Annotated in this window: 15 protein-coding genes; 13 read left to right on the top strand and 2 right to left on the bottom strand. The window is 65.6% G+C overall.

All coding sequences use genetic code 11. The features are described 5' to 3' along the window. Window positions 1-64: 64 nt before the first annotated feature. Entirely contained in the window at window positions 65-1,510 is a 1,446-nt protein-coding gene (locus AB0N24_RS10175) for an NCS2 family permease (RefSeq protein WP_364123390.1), read from the bottom strand. Window positions 1,511-1,622: 112 nt separating this feature from the next. On the opposite strand from AB0N24_RS10175, the gene AB0N24_RS10170 reads away from it, so the two are divergent. Next, entirely contained in the window at window positions 1,623-2,243 is a 621-nt protein-coding gene (locus AB0N24_RS10170; RefSeq protein ID WP_364123388.1) for a copper resistance CopC family protein, read from the top strand. A gap of 24 nt (window positions 2,244-2,267) precedes the next feature. On the opposite strand, the gene AB0N24_RS10165 is transcribed toward AB0N24_RS10170, so the two are convergent. Beyond that, complete coding sequence (locus AB0N24_RS10165) at window positions 2,268-2,900, bottom strand: FAD-dependent monooxygenase (protein ID WP_364123653.1); 633 nt, start codon at window positions 2,898-2,900, stop codon at window positions 2,268-2,270. A 458-nt stretch (window positions 2,901-3,358) separates the two neighbouring features. Between AB0N24_RS10165 and AB0N24_RS10160 the strand changes: the two genes are divergently transcribed. The 12 genes from AB0N24_RS10160 to AB0N24_RS10105 all read left to right on the top strand — a co-directional run bounded on the left by AB0N24_RS10160 (window position 3,359) and on the right by AB0N24_RS10105 (window position 18,175). Next, on the top strand, window positions 3,359-4,390 hold the full coding sequence (locus AB0N24_RS10160; RefSeq protein WP_364123386.1) for a universal stress protein: 1,032 nt from the start codon (window positions 3,359-3,361) through the stop codon (window positions 4,388-4,390). Window positions 4,391-4,515: 125 nt separating this feature from the next. Then, window positions 4,516-7,176: a PEP/pyruvate-binding domain-containing protein gene (locus tag AB0N24_RS10155; protein WP_364123651.1), complete on the top strand. Its 2,661-nt coding sequence runs from the start codon at window positions 4,516-4,518 to the stop codon at window positions 7,174-7,176. A gap of 128 nt (window positions 7,177-7,304) precedes the next feature. Next, the gene (locus AB0N24_RS10150) at window positions 7,305-8,549 is read left to right on the top strand and encodes a hypothetical protein (RefSeq protein ID WP_364123384.1); all 1,245 of its coding nucleotides are present in this window, start codon (window positions 7,305-7,307) and stop codon (window positions 8,547-8,549) included. Beyond that, window positions 8,546-9,544, top strand: coding sequence for an ATP-binding cassette domain-containing protein (locus AB0N24_RS10145; protein ID WP_364123382.1), 999 nt, complete (start codon window positions 8,546-8,548; stop codon window positions 9,542-9,544). Before AB0N24_RS10150 ends, AB0N24_RS10145 begins: the two co-directional genes overlap by 4 nt. Window positions 9,545-9,611: 67 nt before the next feature. Then, on the top strand, window positions 9,612-10,454 hold the full coding sequence (locus AB0N24_RS10140; protein ID WP_364123649.1) for an ABC transporter permease: 843 nt from the start codon (window positions 9,612-9,614) through the stop codon (window positions 10,452-10,454). Window positions 10,455-10,554: 100 nt separating this feature from the next. After that, a complete protein-coding gene (locus tag AB0N24_RS10135; RefSeq protein WP_364123647.1) occupies window positions 10,555-11,697 on the top strand; it encodes a LacI family DNA-binding transcriptional regulator in 1,143 nt (380 codons plus the stop codon). A gap of 168 nt (window positions 11,698-11,865) precedes the next feature. Beyond that, window positions 11,866-13,239, top strand: coding sequence for an MFS transporter (locus AB0N24_RS10130; protein ID WP_364123380.1), 1,374 nt, complete (start codon window positions 11,866-11,868; stop codon window positions 13,237-13,239). Window positions 13,240-13,251: 12 nt separating this feature from the next. Then, window positions 13,252-13,761, top strand: a complete 510-nt coding sequence (locus tag AB0N24_RS10125; protein ID WP_364123379.1) for a universal stress protein — start codon at window positions 13,252-13,254, stop codon at window positions 13,759-13,761. Between the two features lie 224 nt (window positions 13,762-13,985). Continuing rightward, complete coding sequence (locus tag AB0N24_RS10120) at window positions 13,986-14,129, top strand: hypothetical protein (protein ID WP_364123377.1); 144 nt, start codon at window positions 13,986-13,988, stop codon at window positions 14,127-14,129. A 148-nt stretch (window positions 14,130-14,277) separates the two neighbouring features. Continuing rightward, window positions 14,278-15,693 (top strand): NAD(P)H-quinone dehydrogenase, encoded by a 1,416-nt coding sequence (locus AB0N24_RS10115; RefSeq protein ID WP_364123375.1) that lies wholly within the window; start codon window positions 14,278-14,280, stop codon window positions 15,691-15,693. A 235-nt stretch (window positions 15,694-15,928) separates the two neighbouring features. Beyond that, on the top strand, window positions 15,929-16,921 hold the full coding sequence (locus AB0N24_RS10110; protein WP_364123373.1) for a carbohydrate kinase family protein: 993 nt from the start codon (window positions 15,929-15,931) through the stop codon (window positions 16,919-16,921). A 183-nt stretch (window positions 16,922-17,104) separates the two neighbouring features. Further along, the gene (locus AB0N24_RS10105; RefSeq protein ID WP_364123371.1) at window positions 17,105-18,175 is read left to right on the top strand and encodes an aldo/keto reductase; all 1,071 of its coding nucleotides are present in this window, start codon (window positions 17,105-17,107) and stop codon (window positions 18,173-18,175) included. Window positions 18,176-18,362 lie beyond the last annotated feature (187 nt).

Here is an 18,362-nt window from a genome sequence, read left to right as displayed (position 1 = left end):
CAGCCCCGCCGCCGTCTGGCTGTCCCAAATCCCGGACATGCCCCAAAAGCCACCTGCTGGGACGCTAGTGGATGCCCAGTGCCTGCTCGATGGGGCCGACGGCGAAGAAGAGCAGGAACGCGGCCGCCACGGCCCACATGAGCGGGTGGACGTCGCGCGCGCGGCCCTGGAAGGTGCGGATCAGGACGTAGGCGATGAAGCCGGCGCCCAGGCCGTTGGCGATCGAGTAGGTGAACGGCATCAGGCTGAAGGTCAGGAACGCGGGAATCCCGATGCCCCAATCCTGCCAGTCGATCTTGCCCACCTGCGAGACCATCAGGAAGCCAACCACCACCAGCGCCGGGGCCACTGCCTCGAACGGCACCAGGTTGATCAGCGGGGTAAAGAACATGGCCACGAGGAACAGCAGGCCGGTGACGATCGACGCCAGGCCCGTCCGCGCGCCTTCGCCGATGCCGGCCCCGGATTCCACGTAGATCTGGTTGGAGGAGACGGAAGCGCCGCCGCCCACAATTGCGCCGAGCGCGTCGATCTGCAGCACGCGGTCCACGTCGGGGATGTTGCCGTCCTTGTCCACGGTTCCGGCCTCGTTGGCCAGGCCCACCATGGTGCCCATGGCGTCGAAGAAGATGCTCAGCAGGATCACGAATGCCAGCAGTGTTGCCGCTACGAAGCCCAGGCGTTCGAAGGCGCCGATGGGGTTGGCCTTGCCGATCAGCGACAAGTCGGGCGCGGCCCACTCGGTGAAGGTCGGGGCCACCAGGGACCAGCCCTGCGGGTTGAACGGCTTGCCCGGGGAGAAGCTCGCGCCGATGTGCAGGGTGAATTCCAGGATCACGGCGAGCACGGTGGAGGCCACGATGCCGATCAGGATGGCGCCCCTGACCTTGCGGACCACCAGGGCGATGGTCAGGATCAGGCCGAACACGAACACCAGGGTGGGCCAGCCCAGGAGCTTCCCATCGAAGCCAAGGCCCACCGGTACCGTGGTGCCGGCGGCATCCGGGATGCGGCGGACAAAACCTGCGTTGACCAGCCCGATCAGGGCGATGAACAGGCCGATGCCCACCACGATGGCCGTCTTGAGCCCGTCCGGAACGGCTTTGAACACCGCGGTGCGGAACCCGGTGAGGACCAGGATCAGCATGGTGACGCCGGATAGCACCACGAGGCCCATCATGTCCGGCCAGGTCAGGCCCGGATTCGTTGCCACGGTCACGGCCACGAAGGCATTGACGCCCAGCCCGGTGGCCATGGCGAACGGATGCTTTGCCCACGCGCCCATGAGGATGGTCAGGATGCCTGCCACGAAGGCGGTGACGGCTGCGACGGCCGGAAAGCCCAGGGTTGCGCCGCTGGAGTCGGCCACGGAGAGGATCAGGGGATTCAGCACCACGATGTAGCTCATGGCGAAAAAGGTGGCAAAGCCTCCGCGGATCTCGCGGGAGTAGTTGGACCCCCGCTCGGATATTTTGAAGTACCGGTCCAGTGCAGAGCCCTGCTTGAGCATTAGTCCTCCGGGGAGAGTGTTGGGGATTACTTGAATCCTAGTAGGTGGTCGGGTTGCGACCCCGTGATTTCGCCTAGTCTGTAAGGAAGCCAACACACAGGAGTAGCCCCCCATGCGTCCCATCCGCCACTTGCTGAGCGCCCTTCTCGGGGCACTGTTTTTCGCGGCCGCCGTCCTGTCTGCGGCGGCGCCGGCCTCAGCCCACGACGCCGCCGAATCCAGCAGCCCGGCCCAGGGAGCCACCGTGGCAACTCCTCCGGAGAAGGTGTCGGTCACGTTCAACAACGACCCATTGGCGCTCGGATCGCAGATCCAGGTGAAGGATGCGGCAGGCACCAGCTGGGCCGAGGGCCCCGTGGAGATCGTGGACAACGTGGCGTCGCAGAAACTCCGGGCCGGCGCTCCGGCAGGGCAGTTCACCGTGGTGTGGCGAGTGGTCAGTTCCGATTCGCACCCGATTGAGGGCACCTTCACGTTTACGGCCACCGCCGGGGCGGCGGGTTCCGGGACTGCGGGTCCGGGCAGCTCGACGACACCTGCGAAGGCTCCTACCGCCGGCACCGCCCAGCCCGGCACCACAACGGCGCCGGAGCCTGCGCCGGATGCAGCCGAGCCGTTCCCGTGGAGCCTGGTGCTCTTTGCCGGAACGGCCCTGGGTATCCTCGTGGCGCTGGCCGTGCTGGCAAAACGCAACCTCAAAACCCCGGACGGCGACGCCGGCGAGGAGCAGTAGGTCCACCCGGGCAGGAAGTCCGGGCTAGGCCCGCGCCTGCAGTGCGGCGAAGCTTCCCGTAAGCACTGTCGGGACACTGTCCGGATAAACCTTGGCGGAAATCGCCTGCCCAACAACCTTTGCCTGGCGGAGCACTTCCTTGGGCGTCGGCGTGATGAGTTCCCCAACCCCGACGAGGTAAATGCCGATGGCGCGCATGGCGGCCGCCAGGTTCTGCCCCACGGCCAGCCCGAGGTCGGCAAGCATGCGGCGCAGCTGGCTGTGTGCACCGCGGGTCAGGACGATGTGGTGGGCCAGCAGGACGCCGTCAGGTGTGTGGACAGCCCACTGGTGCGTGGACGGCTCGGAGAGCCCGGTGCCCAGCAGGTTCAATTGCACGGCCCGGGTGTTATTGCGGATATCCAGGTTGTGGCTGCTGGCGTAGTTCCGCAGGTGCCGGAGGATTTCGTTGCGCTCCTGCATAGTGGCTGAATTCGGTGCGTCGCACCGGGGCAGGGACGTGGTTTTGGCGGACTGGATTCCGCCCAGGGTTTCGAGCGCATCCACGGTGATGGAATCCACGCCGCGCCGCCGGAGCTCGCTGGCAATTGCCAGGCCCGGCAGCCCTGAGCCGATGATCACCGTGGTGGTCTGCTCGGTTCCGCCATAAATTGGCATGCTCGACACTGCTGCTTCCTCCTCGAATGGTTCACTGTGCAGATCCCTCCTGCACTTTCCGTAACCCCCAAAGTCCGGCCGCCGCGCATGAAGCTGGATTTGTGTTCTGAAACACATATCTCAGATTCGCAACGCCTCGACACTACAGAACTTTTCGACCTCTGGATAGCCCTTGCCGGACATTGGCTACCCCAACAATCTCACACCTGTAATTTTCCTCATCGGAGGTGGGATCTCTATGTTTCCGCGCTGTAAAAAGTGGGAGCCAGCTTGGGTCTCCGGAGCCTTCGTATGCCGCGGATTAGGAGCGCTTGCTTAGAGTTCAGCAACCGAGAATAGTTATCAGCAAGAGCTAATTTTCAGCCCAGAGCAGTACCTGGCTCACGGGTCCCGCCGCGGGCGGATACTTCTGGCAGAATAGCGGCAACATCAGGCAGTATCGCGAGGAGGCGGACCCCATGGGCCGAGATCAGGTGCACCCGTCAAGGGATGACGACGGCGGTTCAGCCGCCCCCGAGGGGATCGTTGTGGGCGTGGACGGTTCCGACCATAGCCAGTGCGCACTCGTGTGGGCCGCCCGGGAAGCCGAACGCCGCCGCCGCCCGCTCCATATCGTGACTGCCTACTCCGTACCAATCTTCGCGGCGTCCGGCCTGGACGGCGGCTATGCCACGGTGGACGACTCGGTGATCCGTGAGGGCGCCGAGGCCATACTCAAGCAGGCCATGGACAAAGTGGCCCCCTATGACATCGACGTTGACGCCTCCGTGGAGAACGGCGACGCCTCCGGTGTGCTGCTGGAGATGTCCGAAACCGCTGAACTGCTGGTGTTCGGCACCCGCGGTCGGGGCGGCTTCGTGGGCAGGCTCCTGGGCTCGGTCAGCAGCGCCCTGCCGGCACATGCAAAGTGCCCCACTGTCACTGTGCCGCTGATCTGCGCCGACCGCCTGGGCGAAACCACGGACGACAAGCACATCAAGGCCGAGCAGGCCAAGTCCGGCCACCAGCCGGTCGAGCACGTAGTAGTGGTCGGCGTTGACGGCTCCGAGCAGGCCCGCGTGGCCGTGCTGGAGGCCGCGGACCAGGCCGAACGGCTCGGCGCGCCGCTTCGCGTGGTCTGCGCCGTGCCGCAGTACAGCGGTTCGCTGGCATGGGTTCCGGCGCCCATGGACCGGGAAGCACTGTTCGCGGACATCCGCGTCCAGCTCGATGCCGGAGTGGCCTGGCTGAAGAGCCACTATCCCAAGTTGACCGTGGAGACCCAGCTTGTGGACGGCTCGCCCGTGGATGTGCTTGTTGGCGAAAGCAGGCATGTGGAACTGGTGGTTGTGGGCACCCGCGGCCGCGGCGGCTTCACCGGAATGCTGCTGGGGTCGACGTCGGACGGCATCCTTCACCATGCCAAGGGACCTGTGCTGGTGGTTCCGGACAGGGACGATCCGCGGCTTGCGGACCGGGCCAGCTTCGGTCCTATGCTCGGAGCAGCCTAGCCGGACTTCCCAGCCCGTCCGCCCAGCCCAGCCCACACACCAGGAGGCCAGCAGTGAACCAGGTCAACACCCCTGATGCGTCGGCGGATGGCTTGGTGCTGGGCCTGGAGCTGACCAATGCCGGAATGGTGGCGCGGGTGGGTGGCAAGGCCGCCAACCTCGGCGAAACCATCGGTGCCGGGCTGCCCGTTCCGCCCGGATTCTGCCTGACCACGGATGCGTACCGGAACGCAGTGGGTCCCGCGGGACTCGAAGAGGTGCACAGCGCGCTGGCCGTCACCGGAACGAATGACCTTGAAGCCTTGGCCGGGCTGGCGGCCCGGGCGCGGGAACTCATCCTTGGCGTGGAGATTCCGCCGGAGATTTCCGGGGCCGTCCGGGAATCCTATGCGGCACTGGGGACCGACGTCCCCGTGGCCGTAAGGTCTTCGGCGACAGCCGAGGACCTTCCCTTCGCGAGCTTCGCCGGGCAGCAGGACACATACCTCAACGTCGTGGGCGCCGATGCCGTGCTGGCGGCGGTGCGGCAGTGCTGGGCCTCGCTGTGGACCGACCGGGCGGTGACCTACCGGGCCACGCACGGGATCAGCCCCTCCACAGTGGCGCTCGCGGTGGTGGTCCAGAAAATGGTGGATGCCGCCGTTGCCGGAGTCCTGTTCACCGCGAACCCGGTGACAGGAAGGCGGCATGAAGCCGTGATCGATGCCAGCCCGGGGCTGGGCGAGGCGGTGGTTTCGGGAGCCGTGAACCCTGACCATTTTGTCGTGGACGCGGACTCAAAGGAGATCCTGGAACGGCGGCCCGGGGACAAGGGGATCGCTATCCGGCCGGTGCCGGGAGGCGGCACCGAGAGGGTCATGCTCGCGCCGGATTCCGCCCCTTCCTTGACCGATGTCCAGGTCCGGGCGCTGGCCGCGCTGGGCAGCCGCGTGGAGCGGCACTACAGTTCCCCGCAGGACATCGAATGGGTCATCGACGGCGCGGACAAGCTCTGGCTGACGCAATCCCGGCCCATCACCACGCTGTACCCTCTTCCCGATCCCGATCCCCGTCCTGACCTGCCGGAACGGGAGGGAACACGCGTGTACCTCTGCTTCAGCCTTGCCCAGGGCCTGACCAGGCCTCTCACGCCGATGGGCACGGCAGGCCTCAAACTGATTGCGTCCTCCGTTGCACGCGCTGCCGGCTTTGACGTGCCGGTGCCCCGCAACGGGCCGGCCCCGTTCAGGCAGGCAGGGCAGCGCCTCTTTTTCGACCTCACTCCTGTTGTCCGCAGCAGCGTGGGCCGAGCGATCGTGCCCCGCGTCTTCGACGTCATGGAAGCCCGATCCGCCGCCGTCCTGCGCGGACTCTTTGCCGATCCCCGGTTCTCCGTCACGCTCAGGACCCCGTGGCGGCTGGTCCGGCACGTTGGCCCGGTGGCGGCCAAGATGCGGATTCCGGAGACGCTGCTCCGTGCACTGTTCCGCCCGGAAGCGGCGCTCCGGCGCGTGGATGGTCTCGGCGAGCGGTTCAGGGCTGCCCTCGTGGTCCCGGCCAGTGCCACGGCGGCGGAACGGCTGAACCACGCTGAACGCATCCTCGGCGAGGAGCTCTTCCCGATTGTCCCGGCCGTGCTCCCGCTGCCGGCATTGGGGTTTGCGCTGCTGGGCATCGCAGGGAAGCTGTCAGGCCAGGGTGCGGTGCCCGGCGTCCTGCAGCCAGTGTTGCGCGGGTTGCCCAACAACGTGACCACGGAGATGGACCTTGCCCTTTGGCAGCTCGCCACGGACATCCGTGCCCACGCCGGAGCCGCCGCAGCCTTTGAGGAGTCCTCGCCGCCGGAACTGGCCCGGCGGTACCGCGCAGGTGAGTTGCCCGCCGTCGTGCAGTCCGGGCTGGCGGGTTTCCTCGGACGGTACGGGCACCGCGCCGTGGCGGAAATCGATCTCGGCATGCCCCGCTGGTCCGACGACCCCGGGCATATCCTCGGCGTCCTCGCGAACTACCTCAAACTCGACGATCCCGCGCTGGCGCCGGACCGGCAGTTCGCCAATGCCGCCCGCGAGGCGGAGGTCCGGATCGAGCGGCTCACAGCGGCCGCAGGGAGCCGCGGCGGGCCGGCGGCCAGGTTCCGCGCCCGCCTGGTCCGGGGCGCCCTGAAACGGACGAGGCTGTTTGCCGGGCTGCGCGAACTGCCGAAATACCACCTCGTCGAGGGCCTGGGCTCGGTACGGCAGCAGCTCTCGGCGGTAGGAGCGGAACTCGCCGCCGCCGGCCGCATCGCCGATGCCGACGACATCTTCTTCCTCGACTTCGCCGAAGCGCACCGCGGCCTGGCCGGGGCGTCCATGCGCGCACTGGTGGCGGAGCGCCGGGAGGCCTACGAAGCCGAGCTTGGCCGCCGCCGCATCCCGCGGGTGCTGCTGTCCGACGGGACAGAACCCGAAGCCCTGCAGGCCCGCGGCGGACCGGGTCCCGGGGCCGGAGTCCTGTCCGGCACGCCAGCCTCGGCCGGAACCGTCACTGCCAAGGCACGCGTCATCCTGGACCCGCATGGCGCCCGGCTGGAACCGGGTGAAATCCTGGTGGCCCCGTCAACGGATCCGGGCTGGACGCCGCTGTTCCTCACCGCCGGTGGACTGGTGATGGAAATGGGCGGCCCCAACTCCCACGGCGCAGTGGTCGCCCGGGAGTACGGCATTCCCGCTGTCGTGGGCGTCCCGGACGCCACCTCCGCCATCAGCACCGGCCAGGTCATCACGCTCGACGGCGGGGCCGGCACAGTCGCGCCGTCAGCGGGCTGACCGCGAACTGACGCGCCAGCCGAACCGCCGGCCAAACAGGCAGCCCGGAAGCTCTCCCAAGGGGTGTAGCGGGCGGCCCCGAGGCGTACTCTGGAATCAATAGGCTGCGACCTCGGAGCGGAGTTGCCATGACCAGAAAGTGGCTGCGGTGGATGCCCGCCGTTGCCGTGCCTGCCGTAATTGCCGCCGCTGCGCTGGCTGGCTCCCTGCCTGCAAGCGCAGGGGACCCGCTGCCCCCCAAATCCCCGGCCGAGGTCCTGGCCCTGGTGGCACAGCACACTGCTCCGTCCCTCTCCGGGACCCTCGAACAGACCTCCCAGATCGGCCTCCCCGAGCTGCCCCAGGCAGGCCCGTCGTCCGGGAGCGGCGCCGCCTCCGTCCTGGAGCTGTTGAGCGGCCCGCACACGGCACGGGTGTTCCTGGACGGACCCAGCAACGTACGAGTCCAGGTGCTGGACCGCCTCGCTGAACGCAATGCGGTGCGGAGCGGTGACCAGGTATGGCTCTACAGCTCCAAGGACAACACCGCCACGCACCTGACGCTCCCCGCCGACGCCGGCCACTCCAAAGATTTCGGCCAGTACAAGCATCCGGACGCCGGGATGCACGGTGTGATGCCGACGCCGGAGGAACTGGCGGAGCGGCTGCTTGCCGCCGCCGAACCCACCACTGAAGTTGCCGTGCTTCCGGAGGTCAACGTTGCAGGCCGGGCTGCTTACAACCTGGTGATCACACCCCGGACAGAAGGCACCCTGATCGGTTCGGTTTCCATTGCGGTTGATGGCCAGAGCGGCCTGCCGCTCAGCGTCGAACTGAAGGCCCGCGGCCAGGCGGAGCCGGCCTTCAAGCTGGCGTTCACCAGCCTGACGCTCGAGGCGCCGGACGCTTCCCTGTTCGCCTTCAGCCCGCCTCCGGGCGCCACCGTCAAGGAAATTCAAGTCCCGGCCCACGGGACAGGACACCTGGGGAAAGGGCATCGGCCTATGCACGGAACGGAAAGCGGAGTAGTCCCTGATGCCGCTGAACCGGGCGCCGCAGATCCGGGCGCCGTTCCGCCCGACGCCGTGGATCCTGGCACAATTCCGCCCGATGCAGTACGCCCGGACTACCGGAATCCCAACGGCGGGCTGCCGCGACCGACAGTGACCGGTACCGGCTGGGAGACAGTAGTTGAATTCCCCGCCAGCCCGGCGTCTGCGGAAGCCGGTGCGATGCTGTCCGATGATCCGCTGCTTCAGCAGGCGGCCGTTGCAGTACCTGGCGGGCGGCTCTTCAGCACCGCCGTCGTGAATGTGCTGTTCACCGCTGACGGCAGAGTCTTCGCCGGGTCTGTTCCTGCGGAGCGCCTGCTAACCGTTGCTGCCGCGAGGTGACAGCCGCGGGCCGAGGCGGTGAACTCGCCATAGAGACGCACGGTCTCAGCAAGCGGTTCGGCCATCAGCTGGCCGTGGACGGAGTTGATCTGTCCGTTCCGAAGGGGTCTGTCTTTGGTTTCCTGGGGCCCAACGGCTCCGGAAAAACCACCACCATCCGCATGCTGCTGGGCCTCGCCGGGGCCACCGACGGCTCCGTCAGCGTGCTGGGGCTGGAGATGCCGGACGGATTCCGCAAGGTCCTCCCAAGGGTGGGCGCCCTGGTGGAGGGCCCGGCGTTCTACCCGTTCCTCTCGGGGGCGGCCAACCTTCGGCGCCTCGATGCCGCGGACCCCCATGCGGAAGCCTCCACACGGCGTGCCCGGGTGGATGCCGCGCTGGAACGCGTGGGCCTGACACACGCCGCCGGGAAGAAGGTCCGCGCGTACTCCTTGGGCATGAAACAGCGCCTGGGCATCGCCAATGCGCTCCTCTCACCCCGGGAACTGCTGGTGCTCGACGAGCCAACCAACGGGCTGGACCCGCAAGGAACGCGCGAAGTCCGCTCGCTCGTGCGGTCGCTTGCGGCGGACGGCGCCACGGTTTTTGTCTCGAGCCACCTGCTAGCCGAAGTGGAGCAGATCTGCACCCACGCGGCCGTGATGAGCGCCGGGCGGCTGGTGGCGCAGGGACCGCTCCCGGAATTGCGCGACGCCGGCAAGGCGAGGATCCGCCTGGTAACGCCCGACGCCGGCCTTGCCGAGGATGTCTTCGCCCGGTTGGGCATGACCCCCGTGGGCGGCCGGAGCAACGGGGCGCTGGTGTATTCCGCCTCGGTTGGAGAGACGGGCGTGCAGGACGGCGCCGCGCCCACCGGTGGCGATGTTGAGCCCGAGGCTGTGGTGGCTGCCCTCGTGGCGGCCGGCGTGCGGGTCCGCGGCTTCGCTGTGGAGCAGGGCAGCCTGGAGGACCGCTTTGTGGCGCTGACGGGGGAGGGGTTCGACATTGCCCAGTAGAGATGTGCCCGACAAAGAAGTGCCCATTGGGGAAGCGACCGGTACGGACGGTGCCGGCGACGTTCGCATGGCCGAAGCGCCGTCGGGAAGGCAACCCTCCGGGTGGCCGCTCCTGGCCTCCGAACTGACCGTCCTGTTTCGCCGACGCCGAACCTGGGCCATGATGCTAGCGCTGGCCGCCGTGCCGGTGCTGATGGCAATCGCCGTCCGGGCCTCCTCGGCCGTACCGCCGGGCCGGGGACCCGCCTTCCTGGACAGGATCACCCAGAACGGGCTGTTTGTGGGCGTGACGGCGATGCTGGTCTGCGTGCCGCTTTTCCTGCCGCTCACCGTGGGGGTGGTGGCTGGCGACACGATTGCCGGCGAGGCCGGCTTGGGGACATTGCGGTATCTGCTGGTGGCTCCGGCCGGACGGGTGCGGCTGCTGCTGGTCAAATATGCCGGGGCCGCCGCGTTTTGTATTGTCGCCCCGCTGGTGGTGGCACTGGCGGGAGCCGGCATTGGCACTGCGCTGTTTCCGGTGGGTCCGGTGACATTGCTGTCCGGCGACGTGGTCAGCCCGGAGGAAGCGGTGGTGCGCCTGCTGCTCGTGGCCTCCTACCTGACGGTGTCACTCCTGGGGCTCTCCGCCGTCGGGCTGTTCCTGTCCACCCTGACGGATGTGCCGGTGGGCGCCATGGCCGCCACCATCGTGGCCTCGGTGGTGTCCCAGGTGCTGGGTGAACTGCCTCAGCTGGAGTGGCTGCACCCTTGGCTGTTCACCCACTATTGGTTCGGTTTTGCCGACCTGCTGCGCCAGCCGATTGCCTGGGAGTCCTTCGGCAACAATGCGCTGCTGCAGGCCGGATACATCGCAGTCTTCGGGGCGCTCGCCTACGGCCGTTTCGTCACGAAGGACATTCTGTCCTAGCTGCCGGAGCAGGTCTCCTGTGCTCCTAGTGTCGTGCGCCTGAATTCGGTTCAGAAGTCGTCCGATTGATTTGAGGACCTGTTCTGCTGATTTGGTCCAGATGAAGGGTGTGGGACTGAGGGTTCATGAGAACGCAGTATGCTTGTTAAGCGCGTCGATGGTGGTGGGTCACGTGGCGTATTCCGTGGCGGCCCTTGCAATCGACATCGATTCTGAGGAGGGTCATTTGGCTACGATGGCCGACGTCGCGCGTGTTGCCGGCGTTTCAAGGAGCACCGTGTCATACGTGCTGAGTGGTACCCGGCCGATCTCGGAGGAGACGCGACAGCAGGTCCTGCGGGCCATGAAGGACCTTGACTACACGCCCAATGCCCTCGCCCAGGGCCTGGCCGGAAAACGCACGGGAATCATCGCGCTGATCTTCCCCATCGGGGACGTGGGCTTCAACCTGACCGAGTTTGAGTACATCCGTGCAGCATCCGAACAGGCCCGCGAGGACGGCTACCATCTGCTGCTGTGGCCCTATAGCGCGGATGAAATCGACGCCGTGCGGAAGATGGTCAGCCAGGGCATCGTGGAGGGCGTGGTTCTCATGGAAGTGCGGACCGTCGATGAACGGGTGTCTTTCCTATTGGACGCGGGAATTCCGTTCACCACCATCGGCCGCACCGGGGGGCATCAGGCACAGGCGTACGTCGATACCGATTTCGAAGCCATGGGGGCAATAGCGGTCGAGTATGTTGCCGGGCTGGGGCACACGGACATCGGATTTCTTGCCCGGTCGCAGTCGGACCTTGACGCCGGGCACGGGCCGATGGTGAGGACGACGGAAGCGGTCGTTGCGTCCGCCGAGGCGCTGGGTATCCGGTCCCACGTGTTCACCGCATCCCTGACTTTCGATGCCGGATGGAACGTCCTGGACGAAATCCGGAAGACTGCGCCGGAGCTGACCGCTCTGCTCTCCATAAACGAGCCCGCTACCCTGGGTCTGATGGCCGCAGCCAGAGAACAAGGTCTCCGCATCCCTCGCGAGCTGTCTGTTGTGGGTCTCACCATCAGTGACCACACGGCGCAGGCGAGCCACCCGAGCCTGACAAGCGTCTCACCCAATCACAGCGACATTGCCAGGCTGGCCGTAAGATATCTGATCCGCCGGCTTCGTGGCGAGGATTCTGCGACATTCCAGACGCTCATTAGGCCCGAATTGATTGAGCGGGGCAGTACCGCCGTCGCGCCCGCCTAGCCTGTAGCGGATCCTCTCACCCCCCATGTAGTGACCCTTGACACACTCTCGAATCCTCTTTACTGTGATCATTGACACGCGTCGACGAAGCGCGTCGACGCGCGGGCAACGTTGCCGCACTGGTCCGGCGGATGATCTCCGGCCCTTGACAGTAAGAAGGAAACGCCTATGAGTTCGGCGAAGCAGTCCAGCATGCAGCAAACGGCGGTCGTCCGGCAGAAGCCGTTGATGAACATGAAACAGATCCTGCTGATGAATGTCGGGTTTTTCGGGATCCAGTACAGTTTCGGGATGCAGCAGACCGCGATTAACCCGGTCTACGAGTTCCTCGGCGCCGACCCCGCCGATTTGCCGATCCTCAACTTGGCAGGGCCGATCACCGGCCTCCTCATCCAGCCGCTCATCGGGGCCCTCTCCGACCGCACCTGGAGCCCTCGATGGGGGCGCCGCAAGCCGTTCTTCCTCATCGGCGCCATCGGCTGCGCTCTCTGCCTGTTCCTGTTCCCCTTCGTGACCGCGGTCTGGATGGCGGTGATGTTGCTGTGGCTCCTGGATGCCAGCAACAACACGGCAATGGAGCCCTACCGCGCGTTCATCGCCGACAAACTGCCGCCCTCCCAGCTCGGTAAGGGCTTCCTGGCCCAAGCGTTCTTCACCGGTCTCGGCATCACACTGGCCAACATCTCCCTGTTCGTCTTCCAGCAGTTCATCGAAGGGGCCACCGAGGCCGGCATCCCGTACTGGGTGGTCGGATCATTCATGCTTGGTGCCGTCTGCTCGATCGCCACCGTGCTCGTCTCGGTCCTGACCACGCCGGAGATCCCGCCAACCAAAGAGGAGCTCGCGGCACTGCGTGCCAAGAAGGGCGGCCTCGTTCCCGCGGTGAAGGAGATCGGCGAGGCGATCCGCGAGATGCCGACCCAGCTGCGCAAGCTCGCAGTCGTGTACCTGTTCCAGTGGTACGGGATGGTCTGCTACTGGCAGTTCGTGGCTCTGTCCGTCGCCAAGTCAGTATTCCCGGACGACCTGCAAGGCAAGGAGGACGCTGTCGCATGGACCGGCCTGGTCAACGGCTGGTACAACATCATCACGTTCAGCGTCGCCTTCGCACTGGTCGCCTTCGCGCGGCGCCGCGGTGCCAAGGTCGTGCACTGTGTGTGCCTGTTGCTGGCAGCCGCCGGGCTGATGTTCTTCCCGTTCATCGACAACAAGTTCCTGCTTTTCCTCCCGATCATCGGCCTCGGGATCGCCTGGGCTTCCATCATGGGCGTGCCCTACATCATGGCCGTCCGGATGATCCCCTCAAGCCGGTACGGCGTCTACATGGGCATCATCAACATGATGATCGTGGTGCCGATGCTGATCCAGTCGGTGACCTTCGGCTGGATCTACGAGCACCTGTTGGGAGCCAACCCCAACAACGCGATCGTGTTCGCCGGTGTGCTCCTCGGTCTGGCCGCGCTCACCATGCTGTGGATCAAGGAACCGCCAACGATTCGCGACGTCGACGACGTCACCCCCATGCCGATGTCCGCGCACTGAGAGGCACCTGACATGACTTCTATGAAGGACTACCGCACCATCGTCGTCGGGACGGACGGATCCGGGCTCGCCGGACCCGTTGTCGCACGAGCGGCATGGCTCGCAGTGCGAGACGACGCCGATCTCGTCATCGTCTGCGCATACGCCCGTGCGACCCGACGGGAGGACGCCATGAACGTGCACACGCTCGGCGGCGACCCACGCAGCGGGCAGGTCCTCGGCCGCGAGGCAGCCGCACTTGCCGTCGAGTCGGCCATGGCCACGGCCAAGGCCGAGGGGGCGACGGTCTCCGCAACCCTCCTCGTAGACGGCGAGCCAGCCACGGCACTCATGGCCACTGCTCAAGAGCGATCCGCGGACCTCATCGTCCTCGGGGCCATCCATGACCGCTCGCTCGCAGACCGGCTGCTCGGGACGGTGGCCTCTGACGTGACCAAGCGGGCGACGTGCGATGTGCTCATCGTCCGTCCGGCCGATGACGAAGGCGACCTCGAGGTGCCCGAGGACGCACCGCAGGGCTGACGACGAGGACTTCAAGAGCGCGGCCGCCCTGACCGGCGGTCGCGACCTCCAACCCGCCCCAGCCATGACGGCGGTCACCCGGGACCGCCACGGTGACATCAAGATGTGGCTTGACCGCCTGATCCCGCACTGCGATGCGCGCGACATGCTTTGGAGCGATCCCGTCCCGTTCCATTTGAGACGAACGCCCGCGTCTACGCACGAAAACCCAGAAGGACATGAATATGGAAACCCTCACCGAGCACGACCTGTCAACGGGCGAACGGCGTCGGGGGATTCTTGTTACCCGGCACGGTGCCGGTGAATTCACTGTGGCGCTCAGCGACAGTGTCCCTTTCGGCCTGACCCAGGAGAACCACACTTGGTAGGTCCTGGCGGCGCGCGCCAGGCGCTGTTGCTCGTCCTGGTCCCCATCATTTGAGTCATGGGCTGCAACTTGCCGATCCGCAAGTGGCCATAACTGCGGACTGTGAACCCGTTAAAGTTCGCACCGTATCCACGAGAATAGAAGTTTTTATGACTACACATCCGGTCCTGAGTTCACCTCGTATCGCAATTCTCGGTGGGGGACCAGGTGGTTACGAAGCCGCCATGGTCGCTGCCTCCCTCGGCGCGGCGGTAACCGTCATCGAACGCGCCGGCCTGGGCGGGGCCGCCGTGCTCACGGACGTCGTCCCCTCCAAGACGCTCATCGCGACGGCAGACCTGATGACCCGCGTCGGTGAGGCCGGAGAGTTGGGGGTCAAGTTCGACGTCGAAGGCAGCGATTGCACCCCGACCATGCGCGCGGACCTCAAGCACATCAACGACCGACTCCTGGTACTGGCCCGTCAGCAGTCGACTGACATTCAAAAGGGCCTCGAAAATCTGGGTGTCCGCGTTCTCATAGGCTCCGGCACGCTGGTGGACAACCACACAATCGAGGTCCTCGGAGCCGACGGCACCGAGATTGTGGAAGCCGACGCGATCCTCCTGGCAGTCGGCGCCCACCCTCGCGAACTGCCCACCGCCCGTCCTGACGGTGAGCGGATCCTGAACTGGGCCCAGCTATACAACCTCGAGGAGTTGCCCGAGGAGCTCATTGTGGTCGGCTCCGGCGTCACCGGTGCCGAGTTCGCCTCCGCCTACAACGGACTGGGCTCCAAAGTGACCCTGATTTCCAGCGGAGACCGTGTCCTGCCAAGGTCAGACCTGGACGCCGCAGAGGTGCTGGAAGGCGTCTTTGAGCGCCGCGGAGTCAAGGTCCTCGCCCGGTCCCGCGCCGAAGCCGTCGAGCGCACCGGCGACGGTGTGGCCGTGGTGCTGGGAGACGGCGTCAAAGTAACCGGCAGCCACTGCCTCGTGTGCGTCGGGTCCATCCCGAACACCGATGGCATCGGGCTGGAGGCGGCCGGCGTGGAGCTCACTGAAAGCGGACACATCAAGGTGGACGGCGTCTCCCGGACGACCGCGTCAAACATCTACGCGGCGGGCGACTGCACCGGGGTTTTCGCCCTGGCCTCCGTGGCCGCCATGCAGGGCCGCATCGCGATCGCCCACTTCATGGGAGACGGCGTCACCCCGCTCAAACTGCACCATGTGGCCTCCAACATCTTCACCTCTCCCGAGATCGCCACCGTGGGCGTGTCCGAGGAAGACGTGGTATCAGACAAATACCAGGGCGATGTCGTCAAGCTCCCCCTGAGCAGCAACGCACGCGCGAAAATGCGCAACCACAAGGACGGCTTCGTCAAGATCATCGCACGCAAGGGATCAGGCACTGTGATCGGCGGAGTCGTCGTGGGACCGAACGCCTCCGAGCTGATCTTTCCGATCGCCATCGCGGTCGCGCAGAAACTGCATGTCGATGACCTCGCCAGCACATTCACGGTGTACCCGTCTCTTACCGGGTCAATCGCCGAGGCTGCGCGGCGCCTGCACGTGCACATGTAACCACGCTGCTGTCGATGATCTTCATCGTGTTCGCCGTCCGCGAAACCACGGGAGTGGAGCTCGAAGACATGGAAGCCGTATCCGCACGGCCGGCTCCTTAGCAACCACCCGCTGAGGCGGGATGCCCACGGCTTCCTGCTGCGGCCGCAATGGTTTGAACCGCACGGCTTGCCTCACCCGCATTTCCAGTGGCGCGCACTCGCGCGCCGCTGACGCAGCGCACCAAGGAGCAATCATGTCCACCCATCGCACTGTCGCGGTCCTCGGCCCAATACCTCGCGACCGCATCACGACCCACCACGGGGACATCCTGGCCAGGTACGGTTGCGTTCTGTACACCGTGGCTGCGCTGTCGGCACTGATGGCGACCAGCGACCGCATCTGCCCTGTGGTACACGTCCGGCGGGAGGACGAGGAACCCATTAAGAACCTGTTGAAGGGACTCCCGAACGTGGACCTGACGGGCATCCGTTCCGCGACCGACAGCGGCGACATCGTTGAACTTGACTACGTCGACCAAAACGTCCGCATCGAACGGCAAACCGGATTCATGAGCCCGATCCTGCCCAAGGACATAAGGTTCGTCCTCGACGCCGACGCATTCGTGTGCGTGCCCATCACGGACTATGAGGTCAGCAACCAGACTCTGGCCTACATCAGGCAGAACAGCAACAGCGTGATCCTCCTCGACGGCCTTGGCCCGACCAGGGCCCTGAGCGTCGGCGGCGAACGCGTCAGGCGTCTCTGGGTGGACAGGGACACCTGGTTGGGCAACGTCGACATCCTGAAGATGAACCTTGAAGAGGCCGGATGCAGCTGGTTCGCGGCCGGATTCCGGTCGAGCGAAGCGGTCTTCGGTGCTCCTCTTCCGCCCGCGGAAATGCCACGCTTTGCCGAACACTGCCTCCGCAGAGGAATCCAGGCCGTCTGCATCACACTCGACGAAAAGGGCTGCGTGATCTACCAGCTGGACCGGGACGGCACCCTCCAGGAGACTTTCGTGCCGCCCGTACCGGTCGGCCATGTCATTGATACGACAGGCTGCGGCGATTCCTTTGCCGCCGGGATGGCCTTCGGCTACCTCGAACACCACGACTTCGTATCGGCAGCCCGCTACGGAAATGCGCTGGGCGCACAGCGTTGTTCTGAGCCGGGGCTGGGATACCACGACCTGGCTGAGACCAACCGCCAGATTCTGGACACCTACGGCAGCCTGTCGCTGGCCTGACGGAACCCCCCCAAGCGAGCTACGTAGTGAACGACCTGGCCGAACTCCTCCAGGCATCGACCCTCTCAACCGCAGCCTGTGGGGAGTCTGCCAGAACCGCGGGGGCGAACGCCTCAGCGGTTTCGGCACCTATTTACGCACGCTCCGCCTCACAGCGGGAAGAGCGCTGGAATGGAGAGAATCATGAATGGTGAAAAAACCACGAGCTTAGGCCATATTGTCTATGGGTGCATGGGTCTTGGCGGCGATTGGTCATCTGCACCGTACGGGCTGGCAGAGATCGACGAGGCAGAAGCCGCCGTCGAGGCTGCCTTGGAAGCGGGGATCGCGATCTTCGACCAAGCGGAAGCCTATCGATTTGGCAAGTCCGAAGCCGTCTTTGGCGAGGTCCTTTCCCGTTCGGGCGGCCTCCGGGAACGCATCCAAATCAACACGCATTGCGGACTCAGCACCGACAGTCGTGAAGTGCCGCACTATAACTTGGATGGCGCCGCGATCATTGAGAGTGTAGGGCGCAGCCTGACGCGGCTGAAAACAGACTACATCGATACGCTCCTGCTCAACCGGGCCGACCCGCTCCTGGAACCAGGACAGATCGCTTCGGCCTTCGAGTTTCTGCGGTCATCCGGCAAGGTCCGGTATCTGGGCGTCTCCAACATGTCCGGCACCCGGATGGCTTCGCTCCAGAGGCATCTGGACACACCTATCGTCGTCAATCAGATGGAAATGAGCCTGGGCAAGAGGGACTGGATCGAGACCGGTGTCCTCGTCAACCACCGGGATAGGAATAGGTACAGCTTCCCCGAGGGAACCATCGAATACTGCCTGGGCAACTCCGTCAGGCTCCAGGCCTGGGCCCCACTCGCCAGAGGTGTCTACTCGGGCCGCGCATCCGCGCTCAGCACACCGGAAGAGGCCGCCACGGCTAAGCTGGTCCTCTCCCTTGCACATGGCAAAAACACCACGCCCGAAGCAATCGTCCTGGCATGGCTGATGAAACATCCTGCCGGGATCGAACCCGTCATCGGAACGAGGGACCCCAAACGGATCCTGGCGAGCCGGGACGCAGAGCTTCAAGCCACCCTCATGACCAGACACGAATGGTACGCCCTCTGGAGGGCAGCCCGCGGAGCAGACGTCCCGGTCCCCGGGCCAGGCCCTGAACCAGCGTGGCCGACCCCGCAAGCAAGGGCGCTAGCAGGTAGCGGCGTACTGGGCCCGGTGGATCAGCATGTCGGGAACGGACATGTCTAGGGGACCTGTCTCGTCATTGAAAATGGTGGCCGGTGTTGCACTTATATAGGCTGACACCATCAACGGGGGCCTATTCCAGCCATGCGCCTGACCGTTCCCCGCCCCTTTTCTAAAGGCGGACCCGGCCGGCTGAAGCGGTGCCCAGTGGAGATCCTCGAATCAATCGGCCGACTTCTGAACCGAATTT

The organism is Arthrobacter sp. NPDC093128 (assembly GCF_040683875.1).
Classification (GTDB): Bacteria; Actinomycetota; Actinomycetes; order Actinomycetales; family Micrococcaceae; genus Arthrobacter.
The sequence above is the reverse complement of the archived record's forward strand: the minus strand, read 5'-3'. Positions and strand labels throughout refer to the sequence as shown.

What these genes read in the sequence shown, in the direction of transcription:
- AB0N24_RS10175 (WP_364123390.1), bottom strand. Translation starts at nt 1,510, where the DNA reads ATGCTCAAGCAGGGCTCTGCACTGGACCGGTACTTCAAAATATCCGAG.
- AB0N24_RS10170 (WP_364123388.1), top strand. Translation starts at nt 1,623, where the DNA reads ATGCGTCCCATCCGCCACTTGCTGAGCGCCCTTCTCGGGGCACTGTTT.
- AB0N24_RS10165 (WP_364123653.1), bottom strand. Translation starts at nt 2,900, where the DNA reads ATGCCAATTTATGGCGGAACCGAGCAGACCACCACGGTGATCATCGGC.
- AB0N24_RS10160 (WP_364123386.1), top strand. Translation starts at nt 3,359, where the DNA reads ATGGGCCGAGATCAGGTGCACCCGTCAAGGGATGACGACGGCGGTTCA.
- AB0N24_RS10155 (WP_364123651.1), top strand. Translation starts at nt 4,516, where the DNA reads ATGGTGGCGCGGGTGGGTGGCAAGGCCGCCAACCTCGGCGAAACCATC.
- AB0N24_RS10150 (WP_364123384.1), top strand. Translation starts at nt 7,305, where the DNA reads ATGACCAGAAAGTGGCTGCGGTGGATGCCCGCCGTTGCCGTGCCTGCC.
- AB0N24_RS10140 (WP_364123649.1), top strand. Translation starts at nt 9,612, where the DNA reads ATGGCCGAAGCGCCGTCGGGAAGGCAACCCTCCGGGTGGCCGCTCCTG.
- AB0N24_RS10135 (WP_364123647.1), top strand. Translation starts at nt 10,555, where the DNA reads ATGAAGGGTGTGGGACTGAGGGTTCATGAGAACGCAGTATGCTTGTTA.
- AB0N24_RS10130 (WP_364123380.1), top strand. Translation starts at nt 11,866, where the DNA reads ATGAGTTCGGCGAAGCAGTCCAGCATGCAGCAAACGGCGGTCGTCCGG.
- AB0N24_RS10125 (WP_364123379.1), top strand. Translation starts at nt 13,252, where the DNA reads ATGACTTCTATGAAGGACTACCGCACCATCGTCGTCGGGACGGACGGA.
- AB0N24_RS10120 (WP_364123377.1), top strand. Translation starts at nt 13,986, where the DNA reads ATGGAAACCCTCACCGAGCACGACCTGTCAACGGGCGAACGGCGTCGG.
- AB0N24_RS10115 (WP_364123375.1), top strand. Translation starts at nt 14,278, where the DNA reads ATGACTACACATCCGGTCCTGAGTTCACCTCGTATCGCAATTCTCGGT.
- AB0N24_RS10110 (WP_364123373.1), top strand. Translation starts at nt 15,929, where the DNA reads ATGTCCACCCATCGCACTGTCGCGGTCCTCGGCCCAATACCTCGCGAC.
- AB0N24_RS10105 (WP_364123371.1), top strand. Translation starts at nt 17,105, where the DNA reads ATGAATGGTGAAAAAACCACGAGCTTAGGCCATATTGTCTATGGGTGC.